General features: G+C 67.4%; 17 protein-coding genes. 8 read left to right on the top strand and 9 right to left on the bottom strand.

The window, feature by feature from the left end; translation table 11 throughout:
- The 3 genes from N536_RS39775 to N536_RS0128665 all read right to left on the bottom strand — a co-directional run.
- Window positions 1–268 (bottom strand): DUF222 domain-containing protein (locus tag N536_RS39775; protein ID WP_036437990.1); only part of this gene is annotated, 268 nt, incomplete at its 3' end.
- Window positions 269–337: 69 nt separating this feature from the next.
- Window positions 338–1084: a 3-hydroxybutyrate dehydrogenase gene (locus tag N536_RS0128660; RefSeq protein WP_029116755.1), complete on the bottom strand. Its 747-nt coding sequence runs from the start codon at window positions 1082–1084 to the stop codon at window positions 338–340.
- Window positions 1081–2472: an MFS transporter gene (locus tag N536_RS0128665; protein ID WP_029116756.1), complete on the bottom strand. Its 1392-nt coding sequence runs from the start codon at window positions 2470–2472 to the stop codon at window positions 1081–1083. Before N536_RS0128665 ends, N536_RS0128660 begins: the two co-directional genes overlap by 4 nt.
- Before the next feature lie 70 nt (window positions 2473–2542).
- Between N536_RS0128665 and N536_RS0128670 the strand changes: the two genes are divergently transcribed.
- The 3 genes from N536_RS0128670 to N536_RS0128680 are packed head-to-tail and all read left to right on the top strand — an operon-like array spanning window position 2543 to window position 5273.
- Complete coding sequence (locus N536_RS0128670) at window positions 2543–3508, top strand: LysR family transcriptional regulator (protein ID WP_051574841.1); 966 nt, start codon at window positions 2543–2545, stop codon at window positions 3506–3508.
- Window positions 3509–3552: 44 nt separating this feature from the next.
- Window positions 3553–4329, top strand: a complete 777-nt coding sequence (locus tag N536_RS0128675) for an alpha/beta fold hydrolase (RefSeq protein ID WP_029116758.1) — start codon at window positions 3553–3555, stop codon at window positions 4327–4329.
- A gap of 17 nt (window positions 4330–4346) precedes the next feature.
- A complete protein-coding gene (locus N536_RS0128680) occupies window positions 4347–5273 on the top strand; it encodes a hypothetical protein (RefSeq protein ID WP_155948778.1) in 927 nt (308 codons plus the stop codon).
- A gap of 12 nt (window positions 5274–5285) precedes the next feature.
- Here the strand turns inward: N536_RS0128680 and N536_RS42375 are convergent, their stop codons facing one another.
- The 5 genes from N536_RS42375 to hsaA all read right to left on the bottom strand — a co-directional run bounded on the left by N536_RS42375 (window position 5286) and on the right by hsaA (window position 10605).
- Window positions 5286–6857 (bottom strand): PGRS repeat-containing protein, encoded by a 1572-nt coding sequence (locus N536_RS42375; RefSeq protein WP_155948779.1) that lies wholly within the window; start codon window positions 6855–6857, stop codon window positions 5286–5288.
- Between the two features lie 172 nt (window positions 6858–7029).
- Complete coding sequence (gene hsaB / locus N536_RS0128690; protein ID WP_029116760.1) at window positions 7030–7593, bottom strand: 3-hydroxy-9,10-secoandrosta-1,3,5(10)-triene-9,17-dione monooxygenase reductase subunit; 564 nt, start codon at window positions 7591–7593, stop codon at window positions 7030–7032.
- A 38-nt stretch (window positions 7594–7631) separates the two neighbouring features.
- Window positions 7632–8531: an iron-dependent extradiol dioxygenase HsaC gene (gene hsaC, locus N536_RS0128695; protein WP_029116761.1), complete on the bottom strand. Its 900-nt coding sequence runs from the start codon at window positions 8529–8531 to the stop codon at window positions 7632–7634.
- Complete coding sequence (gene hsaD / locus N536_RS0128700) at window positions 8528–9421, bottom strand: 4,5:9,10-diseco-3-hydroxy-5,9,17-trioxoandrosta-1(10),2-diene-4-oate hydrolase (RefSeq protein WP_029116762.1); 894 nt, start codon at window positions 9419–9421, stop codon at window positions 8528–8530. The genes hsaC and hsaD overlap by 4 nt, the downstream gene beginning before the upstream one ends.
- A complete protein-coding gene (gene hsaA / locus N536_RS0128705; protein ID WP_029116763.1) occupies window positions 9421–10605 on the bottom strand; it encodes a 3-hydroxy-9,10-secoandrosta-1,3,5(10)-triene-9,17-dione monooxygenase oxygenase subunit in 1185 nt (394 codons plus the stop codon). The genes hsaD and hsaA overlap by 1 nt, the downstream gene beginning before the upstream one ends.
- A 178-nt stretch (window positions 10606–10783) precedes the next feature.
- On the opposite strand from hsaA, the gene N536_RS0128710 reads away from it, so the two are divergent.
- The 3 genes from N536_RS0128710 (at window position 10784) to N536_RS39785 (ending at window position 13129) form a co-directional block, all read left to right on the top strand.
- Window positions 10784–11842: a ferredoxin--NADP reductase gene (locus N536_RS0128710; RefSeq protein ID WP_029116764.1), complete on the top strand. Its 1059-nt coding sequence runs from the start codon at window positions 10784–10786 to the stop codon at window positions 11840–11842.
- 58 nt (window positions 11843–11900) lie between these two features.
- Window positions 11901–12446 carry a hypothetical protein gene (locus N536_RS0128715; RefSeq protein WP_036437992.1) on the top strand — a complete coding sequence of 182 codons (546 nt, stop codon included), beginning with the start codon at window positions 11901–11903 and terminating at the stop codon, window positions 12444–12446.
- Window positions 12447–12664: 218 nt separating this feature from the next.
- Window positions 12665–13129: a nuclear transport factor 2 family protein gene (locus N536_RS39785; RefSeq protein ID WP_051574843.1), complete on the top strand. Its 465-nt coding sequence runs from the start codon at window positions 12665–12667 to the stop codon at window positions 13127–13129.
- Here the strand turns inward: N536_RS39785 and N536_RS0128725 are convergent.
- On the bottom strand, window positions 13126–15240 hold the full coding sequence (locus tag N536_RS0128725) for an acyl-CoA dehydrogenase (RefSeq protein ID WP_029116766.1): 2115 nt from the start codon (window positions 15238–15240) through the stop codon (window positions 13126–13128). The genes N536_RS39785 and N536_RS0128725 overlap by 4 nt on opposite strands.
- A 279-nt stretch (window positions 15241–15519) precedes the next feature.
- Here N536_RS0128725 and kstR point away from each other — a divergent pair, with 279 nt between their 5' ends.
- Complete coding sequence (kstR, locus tag N536_RS0128730; protein WP_197040260.1) at window positions 15520–16125, top strand: cholesterol catabolism transcriptional regulator KstR; 606 nt, start codon at window positions 15520–15522, stop codon at window positions 16123–16125.
- Between the two features lie 39 nt (window positions 16126–16164).
- Window positions 16165–16908, top strand: coding sequence for a trehalose-phosphatase (otsB, locus tag N536_RS0128735; RefSeq protein ID WP_029116768.1), 744 nt, complete (start codon window positions 16165–16167; stop codon window positions 16906–16908).
- The last annotated feature ends 48 nt before the right edge of the window (window positions 16909–16956 follow it).

A 16956-nucleotide genomic window follows, 5' to 3' on the forward strand; every position in this document is an offset into this window, starting at 1 on the left:
TCGCCACCATCGGTAGCCGCTCACACAAGGTGCGCCCATAGTTGATCTGGCCCACCGCGCGGGCATGGCTGACGTTCTGCGCCGCCGACACTTCGGCAGCCACCTCGGCGGTCACATCGTTACGCCACGTATTCCACTGCGCCAACTCCACCGCCCGACGGGCATACAACCTGCCCACCGCCAACAACCGCTGCGCCACCGCCGTCGACTCATCACGCGTCGCCTCACCCATCACCTCGATGAGCTCAAACTCCGGACCGTCGAACACATGTGCGAGTCTACAAGGACCCACCGACGCGTTGACTCATCAAAAATGCGCGCGAAGGGCCGACATTGGTCAGCGCGCGCTCCAGCCGCCGTCCATCGTGTACGACGCGCCGGTCACCATTCCAGCACTCGGTGATGCCAGCCAGCCGACCAGCGCCGCTACCTCCTCGGGTTCGACCAGTCGCTTGATCGCACTCTCGGACAGCAGGATGGTCTCCACGACCTCCTGCTCGGGCACGCCGTGGGTGCGGGCCTGATCGGCGATCTGCTTGGCTACCAATGGCGTTCGGACGTAACCCGGGTTGACGCAGTTGCTTGTCACGTCGTGCGGCCCGCCTTCGAGCGCGGTCACCTTGGACAGGCCCTCGAGCCCATGCTTGGCCGTCACATAGGCCACCTTGAACTCCGACGCCCGCAGGCCGTGCACCGACGAGATGTTGACGATCCGCCCGAAGCGCTGCTCGTACATGTGCGGCAGCGCGGCGCGGATCAGCAGAAACGGCACCTCGACCATCAGAGCGAGCATCGACCGGAAGCGCTCGGGCTCGAAGTCGACGATCGGGTCGACGGTCTGCACGCCCGCGTTGTTCACCAGCACGTCGACGTCGAGCCGAAGCGACTCGAGCGCACCGACGTCGAGAAGGTCTACGGCCCAGGCCTTTCCGCCGACCTCGTGAGCGAGCGCCTTGGCCGCCACGTCGTCGACGTCGGCAACCGTCACGGTGGCCCCGCGCCCCGCGAGCTCGCGCACACAGGCCGCGCCGATGCCGCTCGCCCCGCCAGTGACGAGGGCCGTGCGTCCGCTCAGGTCGGTCATACCGCGGCGCCCCTTCGCGCGTCGGACTTCGCCACGTCCTCGGCATCGGCCACGTCGAGGGCATTCAGGTCGATTCCGTTGGTCTCGCGGGTGAACAAAACCGCGACGAGAGTGATGGCGCAGGCTGCGGCGAGGTAGATGGCGATCGGCACCGAGGAGTCGTAGATCTCGAGCAGCTTCACGGCGATGAGCGGCGCCAACGAGCCCGCCACGATCGAGGTGACCTGATAGCCAAGGGACACACCGGAATAACGCATCCGGGTCGGGAACATCTCCGCCATGATCGCCGGTTGCGGCGCGTACATGAAGGCGTGGATCATCAGGCCGAGCGTGACGGCGGCCGTGATGACGACGTAATTGGCGCTGTTCATCATCGGGAAGGCGAAGAAGCCCCACGTGGCGCCCAGTACCGCGCCGACCATGTACACCGGGCGCCGCCCGAAGCGGTCGGACAGCCACCCGACGAGGGGAACGATCGCGAAGTGCACCGCGTGCGCGAAGAGCAGGTACCACAGGATCGAACTGGTGTTGGCGCCCACCTGCACCTTCAGATACGTGATGGAGAAGGTGACCACTAGGTAGTACATGATGTTCTCGCCGAACCGCAGCCCCATCGCGGTGAAGACGCCGCGCGGGTAGCGCTTGAGCACCTCGACCACGCTGAACGACGTCGCCTTGATTCGCTCCGCCTCCTGTTGCGCCGCAACGAAGATCGGCGCGTCGGTGACCTTGGTGCGGATGTAGTAGCCGATCAGCACGACCACCGCCGACAGCCAGAACGCGACCCGCCAGCCCCACGACAGGAAGGCGGCGTCGTCCAGCGTCCCCGTCAACACCAGCAGGACCACGGTGGCGAGCAGGTTGCCCACCGGCACCCCCGCCTGCGGCCAGCTGGCCCAGAACCCGCGTTGCCTGTCGGGGCTGTGTTCGGCGACGAGAAGCACCGCACCGCCCCACTCGCCGCCGACCGCGAAGCCCTGAATGAATCGCAGAGTCACCAACAGCCCGGGCGCCCAGTAGCCGATCTGTCCGAACGTCGGCAGACAGCCCATGAGGAACGTCGCGGCGCCGACCAGCAGCAGGCTGAACTGCAGCAGTTTCTTGCGGCCGAACTTGTCGCCGTAGTGGCCGAACACCACCCCGCCGACCGGACGCGCGACGAAGCCGACGGCGTAGGTGGCGAACGCCAGGAAGATGGCGTTGAGCTCGCTGGTGGTCTCCGAGAAGAAGATCTTGTTGAACACCAGGGTGGCCGCGGTGCCGTAGAGGAAGAACTCGTACCACTCCACGACCGTGCCTGCCATCGACGCGACGACGACTCGTTTGAGCCCAGTCGAGATGGGCCCGGGCTTGGTGTCCTCGGGCCGTGGCTGGTCGCCGACGCTCATCGCTGCTCCTCTAATTGTGATGCCCACCACATGCTTGTCGTGAGTATTCCTGCAGATACCCCGTGCTGCAATGGCCAAAACTGCAGGAGCTATCTGCAAAAATGCAGTTGTGCCGCCACAGAAGATTCAGCCATCGGCCCGCCGGCCAAGCGCCGACGACCTGCTCGTGTTGCTGGCCGTCGGCCGATCCGGCCGATACAACACCGCGGCGGAGGAGTTGGGGCTCAACCACACGACCATCTCGCGGCGCATCGCCGCATTGGAGCAGGCGATCGGGGGCCGCGTCCTGGCCCGGGTGGCCGGCGGCTGGGAGCTCACCGATCTTGGGCGCGACGCGCTGGCGGCCGCCGAGGCCGTGGAATCGGCGGTGCGTTCGCTGACCGTCGACCCTGGCGGTGAACGCACCCTGGAGGGCCTGGTGCGGATCTCGGCCACCGACGGTTTCTCGGCCTACATCGCGGCCCCTGCCGCCGCGCACGTGCAGCGCCGGCATCCCAAGGTCGCGGTCGAGATCGTCACCGCGACGCGTCGCGCCACCCAGCAGCGCTCGGGCCTGGACATCGAGGTGGTGGTCGGTGAACCCCAGGTGCACCGCGCGGAGGCCATCCGCCTCGGCGACTACCGACTGGGCCTGTACGGGTCGGCTGACTACCTCGCCGAGCACGGCACACCGGCGTCGCGGGCCGAGCTCGCAGGCCACCCGCTCGTCTACTTCATCGACTCCATGCTGCAGGTCGACGATCTCGACCTGGCGCGCAGCTTCGCCCCCACGATGCGGGAATCCATCACGTCCACCAACGTCTTCGTGCACGTCGAGGCGACAAGAGCGGCAGCCGGTCTCGGTCTGTTGCCGTGTTTCATGGCCGACCGGCACGCCGACCTGATCCGGGTGTTGCGCGACGCGGTGGCGATCCAGTTGAGCTACTGGCTGGTGACCCGGCCGGAGACGTTGCGCCGACCGGAGGTGTCCGCCGTCGTCGACGAAATCCGCGCCAGGATGGCGGAGCAGCGTGACGTGCTCCTCGGAGACACCTGATCGAATCCCTTGCGCGGACACGGTTTTCCTGGTGCAGTCTGGGCATGCCATTTCTGGACACCGACGGCGGCAAGGCGTACTACCGGCACTGGGGCGCATTGCGGCCTCGCGCCGCCGTGATCTTCCTGCACGGCTTCGGCGAGCACACCGGCGTGTACCACCGGTACGGCTTCGCGCTCAACGCCGCCGACATCGACCTGTGGGCCGTCGACCAGTTCGGCCACGGACTCAGCCCCGGCGATCGCGGTGACTTCGGCTCGCTTGAGGCAAGCGCCGGGCTTGCCGATCAGCTCGTGACGCTCGCCCAAGCCGAGACTTCCGGCATTCCGCTTGTCGCGCAAGGTCATTCGTTCGGCGCGGTAGTCACCCTGGCACGCCTGATCGACGACCCCGGCCCGTATCAGGCTGGGGTGATCTCGGGGGCGCCGCTGGTCCCGATCGCCGGGATGCTCGATGCCGACAGCTCATTCGACCTCGACCCGAGCTGGTTGTCCGCCGACCCCTTCTACCTGGATTCCCTCGAGAACGATCCGCTGGCCTTCGTCGACGCCGACGGTGCGCCGCTGACCCGGGAACTGGACCGGGCGTGGGACCGGTTCGGCGCAGACCTGCCGAAGCTGCGGGTACCGACGCTGGCGATCCACGGCAGCGACGACCCGGTCGCCGACGTGGGCGCGGTGCGGGCCTACGCCGAGCAGATCGACGCGCTCCGGCTCGAGGAGATCGCCGGCGGACGGCACGACATCCTCAACGACACCGCCCACCGCGAGGTGGCGGCCGCGGCGATCGAGTTCGTGCTCGGCGTCGCGCCGTCGCAGTGAAATCAAGGTCGCTGGCGGTGGCGGCCTGCCTCGTGCTGGCCGCCTGCTCCTCCACCGATACGCCGCCGCCCCCACCATCCTCCGAGCACGTGTTCGATGGCACGTTCGCCGTCCAGTTCGGTCCGCGGACCACCGTGCAGGGCACCGAGGTTCCCGATACGACGATCGCCGTCACCTGGGTGGCGCGCTCCGTGTGCGGAGGCGACGGATGTGTCGCTACCGCAACGGAACTCACCCCGGCGAAGCCCGGCGATCCACGGCCGCCCAAGATGGTCTTCGACTTCATCGACGGAAGGTGGGTGTCGGTCAGGGAGGTGCCGTCGCAGTGCGTCACCGCCGAGGGGCAGACGATCGACGTCCAGGGCTGGCAGGCGTACACGCTGGAACCCAAGCCCGACGGCACGCTGGTCGGCAGGTACACCAACCGGTCTTCGGTCGGCGGCGCATGCCAAAGCTCGTCGCAATCGGTCACGCTCAGGCGGACGGGTGACGCCCAACCCGACGTGCAGGTCGCCGATCCCGCAGCCCAACCGACGCGGATCTCCTCACCCGGTGCGGCGTTGTGGGGCGACTACCGACAGACGCAGACCAACCCGCAGACCGGCGAGGTGTACCCGCCGGCCACCTATGGCGGCAACACCCAATGCCTTCGCACGGTCGATCGCTGCCTGAGCTACCTCGTCGACCCGCAGACGAAGGCCGTCCTGGTGCTGACCTTCGCGTCGGGCGGGTGGACGTCCACCAGCGCACCGGTCGACTCACCATGCCCCAGCGGCCGCCCGGGATCGTCGGTGCTGACCGGTGAATTCGATCTGCCACAACCGGTTTCGGATCCGATCCTCAAGTTGACGGGTACCCAAAGCACCACGCGAACCGGCGTCTGCCCCGGCGCGCTGACGCTGGACGTCACGCTCGAACGCACCGGAGACGGTCCCGGCCGGTGACGAGTGGTTCGGCTAGGTGCCTGCCGCGTGCTTGACGCCGTCGGCCCCGTCCTGGCCGTCGGCACCCTTGGCGCCGGTGTCGCCCGTGGTGCCAGTGCCGCCCGTGCTGCCCGACGCGGCAGTGCCGCCGCCGCTCAAGACTCCGCTGTGGCCGCCCGCGCCAGCCGCTCCGCCGTCGCCGCCGGTTCCACCGCTGCCACCGGCGCCGCCGGTACCGCCCTGGCCACCTTTGCCGGGAGCACTGCTGTCCTCGGACCCCGGATCGAACAGCTGGAACAGGCCGTCGCCACCCTTGCCGCCGTTTCCGGCGTCGCCGCCCTTGCCACCAGTACCGCCCGTGCCGCCGGTGCCACCGGCACCGCCCGTACCGCCGGTGCCCATTACCAGGCCACCGTTTCCGCCCTTGCCGCCAGCACCACCGGTCGTGCCGGTCCCCCCGGTCGCACCGGTTCCGCCGTTGCCGCCATTGCCACCGTCGTTGCCGAACGAAAAGACGACTTGCGAGTAGCCGTATCCCCCATCACCACCGTCGCCGCCGTTCGCACCGGTACCGCCGTTGCCGCCGTCACCGCCCTTGCCGCCCAACGCTCCGGAGGTGTGTGAAGTCCCGTTGCCGCCTGCTCCACCATTCCCGCCGGGAGCTCCCGCGCCGCCATCACCGCCATCACCGCCGTCGCCGCCCAGGCCGTGCCCCTCCTCGCTGTAGGTGAACCAGGTGCCGCCGCCACCAGCGCCGCCATCGCCACCGGCCCGCCCTGGGATGCCGCCGTCGATTCCCGGGCCACCTGGCCCGCCAATCGCATCGTTGGTCGGGGGGTGCGGCGCGCCGTCGAGCCCGTAGATCACGTTCGCGCCGGGGGCACCGTTGGGTGATTTCGATCCGTCGGCAGCGGGTGCTGTCCCGACCGCGCCCTGAAGGCCGGCGCCGCCCTTACCGCCGTTGCCACCATTGCCGAACAGTCCGGCGTTGCCGCCGTCGCCACCGTTCTGGCCTGCCAGACCGTCGCCGCCGTTTCCGCCGTTGCCGAACAAGAATCCGCCACGGCCGCCGTTCTGGCCGGCCGCGCCGTTGGCGCCATTGCCGATGAGCAGGCCCGCGTCGGGGTGCTCCAGGGTGCCGTCGCTGATGAACACCGCGATCAGCGCGAGGATCGGATTGGTCATCGTCGGGGACGGCGCGAGCGACAGCGCGCGACCGATACCGGCTGTGGGCACGGTCAGGGGGTCGGCGAGGGTCGGCGTCGATTGGCCCCCGCCGCCGACGGAAATCCGCGCCGCGGCCAGTGCCGTGGTGGTGGGCGTGAAGAAGGAGCCGGGAATTACTTCGGCCGGCGTGAAATCGGTTCGGGACGCCGACATGAACGCAAGGGGGCCTTCTTCGGCAATCGGTGCGCCGGTGAAGACCCGGATTGGCTGGGGGCCTGGGCCGTTCGCCCCCGCCACCAGTGGTTCGGTCGCCGCGGTCAGTGCGGGTGTCAATGCCGGAGCCGGCGCCGGAGCCGGCGCCGACGGGCCCGAGGCTGCGGAACCGTCCCAGTCGCTGTGGGTCGTAGCTATGCCGGCCGCGCTCACGGTGCCGCTCACTACGAGCATTCCGGTTGCCAGCGCGGCGGTGATGCGAGGTTGAGTGTGGCGGCCCCTACGATGGCGGCCCCTGCCGGTCACAGCATTCTTCACGCGATCATTCATGTGGGTCACGCCCGCGAACGTAACTTTCGCCCGCGCCACAAGATATAGGGTGTTTCCCTATAGAAGCCTAGAGCCAGGTATCGGCGGTCGTGGTCGTGATGAAGGCCTCGAGGTCGTCGCGCCACTGGGCGGGCGTGGTCTTGTCCGGTTCGATGCCGGTGTACTCGCCGCGGTAGAACAACAACGGTCTGGGCTTCTTCTTCGGCACCTCGGAGAGCGAATGCACCGCGCCGAACACCACGAAGTGGTCGCCGCCGTCGTGAACGGAGTTCACCGTGCAGTCGATGTGGGCCAGCGTGCCGTCGATCACTGGCGAGCCCAGCGGTGAAGGTCGCCAGTCGATTCCGGCGAACTTGTCGGGCTCCTTGGAACCGAACCTGGCCGAGACGTCCTTCTGCTTCTCGTGCAGCACGTTGACGCAGAACTTGCCGCTGGCCTCGATGGCCTGCCAGGAGCGCGACTGCTTGGTCGGGCAGAACAACACCAGCGGAGGATCCAACGACAAGGCCGCGAAGGACTGGCAGGCGAATCCGACCGGTACGTCGTCGTGCACCGTGGTGATGATCGTGATGCCCGTGCAGAACTGTCCCAGTACCTGGCGGAAGGTGCGCGGGTCGAGCTGGTCGGCCATGGTCAGATGTTCTTCGCGCAAGCGCTCATCGCGGCCGTCTACTTGAAGCCGACGGTGAAGTCGTGGCCCCACAGGCTGACGGCCGTGCTCTCCCGGGCAATCCAGTCGTCGTCGGCGACTTGGCGTCCCTCGCAACCGAATTCGATGTCGAAGCCGCCAGGCGTCTTCATGTAGAACGACAGCATCAGGTCGTTGACGTGCCTGCCGAGGGTGGCCGACATCGGCACCTTGCGGCGCAGCGCGCGATCCAGGCACAGCCCGACGTCGTCGCTGTTGCCCACCTCGATCATCAGGTGGACGATGCCGCTGGGTGTCTCGCCGGGCATGAACGCGAGGCTGTGGTGGCGCGGGTTGACGCCGAAGAATCGCAGCCACGCCGGGGGACCGTCGGCGGGCCTGCCCACCAGCTGAGGTGGCAGCCTCATCGAGTCACGCAGTTTGAAGTCGAGCACGTCGCGGTAGAAGTGCAGCGACTCCGCATCGTCACGGGTGGTCAACACCACGTGGCCGAGGCCCTGCTCTTCGGTGATGAACTTGTGGCCGTACGGGCTCACCACCCGACGGTGCTCGAGGGCCGCGCCGTGGAACACCTCCAGCGTGTTGCCGGACGGATCGTCGAAGACGATCATCTCGTCGACCCGACGGTCGGCCAACTCGGTGGCGGTGGCCTCCTTGTACGGCGTGCCCTCGACGTCGAGGCGCTTCCGAATCTCCTGCAGGCCTTGGGCATTCGCGGTCTCCCAGCCGGACGACATCAGCCGGTCGTGCTCGCCGGGAACGATGACCAGCCGGGCCGGGAAGTCGTCCATGCGCAGGTAGAGCGCGCCATCGGTCGAACCCTTGCCCTCGACCATGCCGAGAACCTTCAACCCGTACTCACGCCATGCCGCCATGTCGGTGGCCTCGATGCGGAGGTATCCCAGTGACCGGATGCTCACTTCTTCGCTCCATCCAGGAAATCGATGGTCAGCTTGTTGAATTCGTCGAACTTCTCGAGCTGGGCCCAGTGCCCGCACTGACCGAAGACGTGTAGCTGAACGCGGGGGATCTGCTTGAGCGCCACCAGCGCACCGTCGAGCGGATTGACCCGATCCTCACGGCCCCAGATCAGCAGCACCGGCTGGCGCAGCTTGTACACCTCGCGCCACATCATGCCGAGCTCGAAGTCCGTGCCGGCGAACGACTTTCCCATCGCCCGCGCGGCGGCCAGCGATTCCGGCTGACTGGCGATGGCGAAGCGTTCGTCGATCAGCTCGGGGGTGACGAGCTTCTGGTCGAAGACCATGATGCGCAGGAACTTCTCCAGGTTCTCGCGCGTGGGCTCGACCGTGAACTTGCCGAGCAGCTTGACGCCCTCAGTGGGGTCGGGTGCGAACAGGTTCACCGAAAGTCCGCCCGGACCCATCAGCACCAGCCGGCCGGCGCGCTTCGGGTTGTCGAGCGCGAACCGTACCGCGGTGCCGCCGCCAAGCGAATTGCCCACCAGCGCAGCGCGTTCGATGCCGAGATGGTCGAACAGGTTCAGCAACGCAGTGGCGCTGTACCGGTTGTACTGCTCGTGTTCGGTGTGCTTGTCGGAGTGCCCGTAGCCGGGCTGATCCACCGCGAGAACGTGGAAGTGCCGTGCCAGCACCGCGATGTTCTTCGAGAAGTTCGACCAGCTCGACGCGCCGGGACCACCGCCGTGCAGCAGGACCACCGTCTCGGCGTTGCCGACACCCGCTTCGTGGTAGTGCAGGCGCATGTCGTCGCGGACCTGCGCGTACCGCGAAGTCGACTCGAAGGTGATCTCGACCTGTTGTTCGGTCTCTTGGATGTAGGACGTCATCAGACCATCGTGTCCTGGGGCGGCAGCCCGAACTCGTTGTTGCCGAAGATGAGGTATGCCCGCTCGGGCTCGTTCGCCGCGTGTACGCGCCCGGCGTGGGCGTCACGCCAGAACCGTTGCACCGGAGCGTCATTGTTCAACGCGGTGGCACCCGACGCCTCGAAGAGCCGGTCGACCGACGAGATCGCGCGGGCGGTGGCACGCACCTGGTCGCGACGCGCGCGGGCCCGCAGCTCGAACGGAATCTCCTTGCCCGCCTCGAGCAGCGCGTACTCGTCGGCGACGTTGCCCATCAGCTGACGCCAGCCCGCGTCGATGTCACTGGCCGCCTCCGCGATGCGCACCTTGGCGAACGGGTCGTCCTTGGACTTCTCCCCCGCGAACGCCGCGCGCACACGCTTGCCCTGATGCTCGACGTGCGCGGCGTAGGCGCCGTACGCCATGCCCATGATCGGCGCCGAGATGGTGGTGGGATGCACGGTGCCCCACGGCATCTTGTACACCGGGGCGGTGTTGTTCTCCAGGCCACCGGCGGTGCGGTCGTTCATCGACTTGTACGACAGGAAGCGGTGCGACGGCACGAACACGTCCTTGACCACCACGGTGTTGCTACCAGTGCCGCGCAGTCCGACGACGTGCCAGACGTCGTCGATGCGGTACTCGCTGCGCGGGATCAGGAAGCTGCCGAAGTCGACCGGGCGGCCGTCCTTGATGACCGGACCGCCGAGGAACGCCCACGTCGCGTGGTCACAACCCGAGGACCAGTTCCACGAACCGCTCACCAGGTAGCCGCCGTCGACCACGGTTCCGGCGCCCATGGGGGCGTAGGAGGAGGAAACGCGCACGGTCGGGTCGTCACCCCAGACCTCGTCCTGTGCCTTCTGATCGAACAGTGCGAGGTGCCAGTTGTGCACGCCGATGATCGAGCCCACCCAGCCGGTGGAGCCGCACGCGCTGCCGAGCCGGCGGACCGCCTCGTAGAAGATCGTGGGGTCGCACTGCAGGCCGCCCCACTGCTCGGGCTGCAGCAGCTTGAAGAAGCCGACCTCGTCGAGCTCGGCGACCGTCTCATCGGGCAGCCGCCGCAGGTCCTCGCAGGCCTGCGCACGCTTGCTGATCAATGGCAACAAGTCATCGATGCCATCTAGGACGGACTGCACGTCACGTTGTTCAATGGACGTCACTGGTTGCCTCCAGGATCGGTGGGCTAGATATCGAGAGTATCCAGAACTGTTCAAAGATTAGAACACGTTACGATTTGTGTCGAGCAGGGCATTCCTACGGTGGCTAGACCTGCGGAAGCGCATTTTTGTAACATGTTCTAGTTCTGGCCCCCGCAGCACGACGAAAGGAACACCGACCGTGACGGACGAGCCGCTCGGCAGCCACGTGCTCGAGCTGCAATTGGCAGACGTGGTCGCCGAGACCGCGGATGCGCGTTCGCTGGTCTTCAAGGTGCCCGACGGATCCGCGATTCCGCCCGAGCGGCTGCGGTACGCGCCGGGGCAGTTCCTCACCCTGCGGGTGCCCAGCGACCGCACCGGCTCGGTGGCCCGCTGCTACTCGCTGTGCAGCTCCCCGTTCACCGACGATGCACTGACCGTCACCGTCAAGCGCACCGACGGCGGATACGCGTCGAACTGGCTGTGCGACAACGCCCATCCGGGCATGCACCTGCACGTGCTGGCGCCGTCGGGGACGTTCGTACCCAAGACCCTGGACACCGACTTCCTGCTGCTGGCCGCGGGCAGCGGGATCACGCCGATGATGGCGATCCTGAAGTCCGCGCTGTCGGAGGGCAGCGGAAAGGTGGCGTTGATCTACGCCAACCGCGACGAGAAGTCGGTGATCTTCGCGACGGCGTTGCGCGAGCTCGCGGCCAAGTACCCCGACCGGCTGACCGTGGTGCACTGGCTCGAGTCGGTGCAGGGTTTGCCGTCCACGACGGCGCTTGGCGAGCTGGTCGGGCACTTCCACGGCCACGACGCGTTCATCTGCGGTCCGGGCCCGTTCATGGCGGCCGCCGAGCAGGCCCTCAAGACCGCGGGCGCCGCACCCGAACGAATCCACATCGAGGTCTTCAAGTCGCTGGAGTCCGACCCATTCGCGGCCGTGGTCATAGAAGACGACGACAGCGACGAGGGTCCGGCAACCGCGGTGGTGACGCTGGACGGCGAAACCCACGAGATCAGCTGGCCGCGCAACGCGAAACTGCTCGACGTCCTGCTCGACAAGGGCCTCGACGCGCCGTTCTCGTGCCGCGAAGGGCACTGCGGTGCGTGCGCCGTGCTCAAGAAGAGCGGCGACGTGGAAATGGAGATCAACGACGTACTCGAGGCGTCGGATCTCGACGAGGGCCTGATCCTCGGATGCCAGGCGAAGCCCAAGTCCGATTCGGTCGAAGTCACGTATGACGAATGAGTCGCGGGCTAACATGCGCCGAACCACGAGGCGCCGGATCAGAAGGCAAGGGAGCACCATGAAGCGGTTTGCCGGCTCAGCCGCACTGATCTCAGCGGCCTGGCTCGCCTTGGCGCTCATCACGCCGACGGCCGTGTCGTCCGCCGCCGAGAATTCGGCCACCGCATCGATCCCCGTCGACCCCGTGACCACGCTGGAGATCCACACCACCGCCAACTGCGTGAAGGCGGCCAACCAGTGTTACTTCACCTCCGCGGCGAACCTGCTCACGCCGGACGGGCCGACGGGCTTCCCGCCCCAGTTCTATGCGCGGCAGAACACCACGCTGCGGTCGATGGACCGCCTCGCGTACCTGGACACCGACTTCAATGCGCCCAACACCCGGATGTTCAAATCCATTGGGCCCGTTGAACTCAGCACCGTTTACTTCGACGGTGGCCCGCCCGAGAAGTTCACCGTCAACGGCAACACCTGGACCACCGACTGGTCCACCGGCCAGCCGAAGCTGGATGCGGACTTCATCGTGTGCTCGTACATCCAGGTGGTCTACGCGAACGTCAACCTGACTTCGCCAACGGCCTGCGCACGCACGACGTACTCCTGAGAGTTCTTCTCCAGCGGACCAACCCGCGTCGCGACCGTGCGGTTTGGTACGCGAGATCGGCGCGTCCCGTACGACTCCGCACACTTGACGTTCCCTGCGTCAGCTGCATGCCCATCGTTGACATACATGCAGTCGGTACGTAACTTACGTACTGTCTGTATGCAAATGAGAGGGGTTCACATGCAAGACTTGATTCAGCGCTACACCGACGCGTCGCAATGACCGTCCAGGGCGCGACCAAGACGTCGGCCTCCGAGTTCGTCGAATTCTTCGCGGCGGGTTGGAAACTCGGAGCGCGTGACGCGGAGGGATTCTTCCGGCACTTCGGCCCCCGTATGCACCCCGACACCGTGTTGGTCCAGCCGATCGCTTCACCGGCCCGAGGGCCTGGCGCGTTGAAGGAGCTATTCGGACCGCTATTCACGGCCATGCCCGACCTGCACGGAACGATCACACGATGGGGTGAGACCGCGGACGGGGTGTTCATCGAACTCGTGTTGAGCGGCCACCTCGGTCGCAAGTCACTCGAGTGGACGGTCGTCGACCGAATCATTCTGGAGGACGGCCTGATTCGGGAGCGCCGGTCGTACTTCCACCCCGCACCCGTGCTGAGGGCGGTGGCCAGCCGGCCGTACGCTGCGCGTGCGCTCCTGTCAGCGGTGTTCCGCAGGTCCCGCGGCTAGCGCGGCAGACCCAACAGCCGTTCCCCTGCCACCGTGAGCAGGATCTGCTCGGTGCCGCCCGCGATGGACAGGCAGCGGGTGTTCAGGAAGTACCGCACGTCGGGCGAATCGACGATCCCCGAGCCGTCGTAGGACTCCATGATCGTCTCGGCCAGCGACTGCCGGTAACGCACGCCGATCAGCTTGCGCACGCTCGACGCCGCACCCGGATCATGGCCGCCCACAGCCATCTTCGCGATGAGCTGGTCGAGCAGCGAGCCCACCTGAGCCGCTGCGATCAGCACGCCCAACCGGTCCAGTTCGACGGCGTCCAAGTCGCGACCCTCGACGACGTCGAGCAGGTGCTCCATGCCCTTGTCGAGCGCGCCGCCACTGGCCATCGCGACCCGCTCGTTGGCCAGCGTGGTGCGGGCCAGCGGCCAGCCGCCGTCGACGGTGCCGACCACCATCTCGTCGGGCACGAACAGGTCGTCGAAGAACACTTCGTTGAACAGGTTTTCGCCGGTGATCTCACGCAGCGGCCGGATGTCGATGCCCGGTGAACGCATGTCGACCAGGAAGTAGGTGATGCCCTTGTGCTTTGGCGCATCCGGGTTGGTGCGCGCCAGGCACACACCCCAGTCGGCGCGGTGCGCGTTCGACGTCCACACCTTCTGTCCGGTCAGCAGCCAGCCACCGTCTGTGCGAACGGCCTTGGTGCGCAACGACGCAAGGTCCGAACCGGCGCCAGGCTCGCTGAACAGCTGGCACCAATACACCTCGCCGGTGAGCGTGGCGGGAATGAATCGCTCGATCTGTTCGGGCGTGCCGTGCTCGAGGATGGTCGGCGCGGCCCACCAGCCGATCGAGATGTCGGGCCGCTGCACACCGGCTGCGGCCAGCTCCTGATCGATCACCAGCTGCTCGGCAGGCGAGGCACCCCGGCCGTACGGCTTGGGCCAGTGCGGCGCCATCAACCCGGTCTCGGCCAGCGCGACCTGTCGCTTCTCCTGCGGCAGCACGGCGATGTCCGCGGCGATGGCCGCGATCTCGGGCCGGATGTCGTCGGCACCGGTGACGTCGACGTGCAGTTGCCTGCGCACCCCGGCCCTGGTCAGCTCCGCACTGCGACGCAGCCAGCGCGACTTGCCGCCGAGGAACTGCGCCAAGGCGTAGGCCCGGCGCATGTACAGGTGCGCATCGTGTTCCCACGTGATACCGATGCCACCGAGGACCTGAATGCAGTCGCGCGCGTTGACCTTTGCCGCCTCGATGCCGATGGCAGCGGCGACCGCGACCGCGATCGACAGCTGTGACTCGTCCGGGTCGGTTACGGCGCCTGCGGCGTCGGCGGCCGCGACGGCGACCTGCTCGGAGCGCAGCAGCATCTCGGCGCACATGTGCTTGACCGCCTGGAAACTGCCGATCGGCTTGCCGAACTGCTCGCGCACCTTCGCGTACTCGTTTGCGGTCTCCAGCATCCAGCGCGCCAGCCCGGCGGCCTCGGCGGCCAGGACCGTCGCGGCGAGGTCACCGAAGCGCTGCCGTGACACGTCGAGCACCGTCGCGGGTGCCGACGACAGCGTGACGCGCGCCAGTGGGCGGGAGAAGTCGGTGGCGGCCAACGGTTCGACGGTGACGCCGTCAGCGGTGGCGTCGACCAACAACACCTGCTCACCGGCGACGAGCACCAGCACGCCATCCGCCAGCCCGCCCAACACGAACTCGGCGGTGCCGGTCGCGGTGCCCGACTCATAGGCGATGTCCGACTTCAGCGCGACGCCCGCGGTGCGCTCCCCCGAAGCGAGCGCTTCGAGCACCGTCCCGTCGGCGATGACCAGGGTGGCCAACGCCGTCGTCGCGACTGGCCCTGGGACGAGCGCGGCGGCGGCTTCGTCGACCATGAGGCAGAGATCTTCGACGCTGCCGCCCGCACCGCCCAGTTCCTCGGGAAGCGCGACGCCGAAGATGCCGAGGCCGGCGAGTCCCCGGTACGGGGCGCGCCACGCGTCGGGATCACCCTGCTCGACGGCGCGCACGGCCGCGATCGAGCCCGAACCCCCCGCCCAGCTACGGACCATGTCGCGCACGGCAAACTGTTCGTCAGTGATGGTGGCGGATGCAACAGGCATCTCCGGCCTCCTAGGCTTGGTGCGAGAAGACGATGCTTCCCACTAGAACGTGTTCTAATGGTGACAGCGTTCGAACGTCAAGTCGACCGCCATAACAGCAGGACACTCCGGTGTCCCGGCGCACCGGAGGTGGGAAATCAGAGTTCGGCTTGCGTATCGTTTTCACCCAGTGCGCAATGTGAAGGAGCTGCCCGCCGAATGTCTGGGTCGTCGCTGCCAGCCGCAACCAATCCGGGTCGGGGGTCCGATTCGGCCTCCGGTCCGCGTCAGGTGATCAACGTGGCCGTTCTTGCCGAGTCCGAACTCGGATCCGAAGCGCAACGGGAGCGCCGCAAGCGCATCCTCGATGCCACCCTCGCCATCGCCTCCAAGGGTGGTTACGAAGCAGTTCAGATGCGTGCCGTGGCCGAACGCGCGGACGTCGCCGTCGGCACGCTGTACCGCTACTTTCCGTCGAAGGTGCACCTGCTGGTCTCCGCGCTCGGCCGCGAATTCGAACGCATCGACGCCAAGACCGACCGGGCGTCGCTCATGGGCGGCACCCCATATCAGCGGCTCAACGTCATGGTCGGCAAGCTCAACCGCTCGATGCAGCGCAACCCCCTGCTGACCGAGGCCATGACGCGGGCATTCGTGTTCGCCGACGCGTCCGCCGCAGGTGAGGTTGATCACGTCGGCAAGTTGATGGACGGCATGTTCGCGCGCGCCATGAGTGACGGCGAACCCACCGAGGACCAGTTCCACATCGCCCGGGTCATCTCCGACGTGTGGCTGTCCAACCTGCTGGCGTGGCTGACGCGCCGGGCATCGGCCACCGACGTGAGCAAGCGTCTGGACCTCGCGGTCCGGCTGCTCATCGGCGATGGGGAGCACCCTAAGATCTGACCGGTGGGCAGGAGCGGCAGCGACTCGGGGGATGTACCGGTGGGACTCCCGCCAGACCTCGTCCGCGCACTCGACGGCGCCGCTTCGACTGCGCGCCTGCTCGTCGCGTCGGACTTCGACGGCACCCTCGCACCGATCGTGAGCAATCCGGCGGACGCCCGTCCGCTGCCCCACGCCGCCGACGCCTTGCTGGCCCTGGCCGAGCTGCCGTCCACCTCCGTCGCGCTGGTATCCGGGCGCGCCCTGGCCACGTTGCGGGAGCTGTCGTCGATGCCGTCGGCGGTGAACCTGATCGGCAGCCACGGCGCCGAGTTCGACAGCGGGTTCGCCCACCCGATCGACCGTGACTTGCTGGACCGGATCACGGCCGACCTGACCGCGATCGCGTCGAGCCGGCCGGGCGTGACCGTCGAACCCAAGCCCGCCAGCGTCGCGCTGCACGTGCGCAATGCCAGCGAGGCCGACGGCGCGGACGCACTCGACGCGGCGCGGGCCGCGGCGCGCGAGTGGGATGCCGAACTCACCGAGGGCAAGGCGGTGGTGGAGTTCGCGGTGATCTCGACCGACAAGGGTGAGGCCATCGACATCGTCCGCGAGCGCGACGACGCCACCGCGGTGGTGTACTTCGGCGACGACGTCACCGACGAGAAGGCGTTCCGGCGGATGCGCGACGGCGACGTCGCGGTCAAGGTCGGCCCCGGCGACACGTTGGCCGGCTACCGCGTGGAATCGCCTGAGGACGTCGCGAGCGCGCTGGAATACCTTCTGGCGCAACGTCGCTAGATCCCCAACGACTCTCGTCCAGATTTCGCGGGAATTTTGCCGAGATCT

It is taken from the genome of Mycobacterium sp. URHB0044, from assembly GCF_000620625.1.
GTDB lineage: Bacteria > Actinomycetota > Actinomycetes > Mycobacteriales > Mycobacteriaceae > Mycobacterium.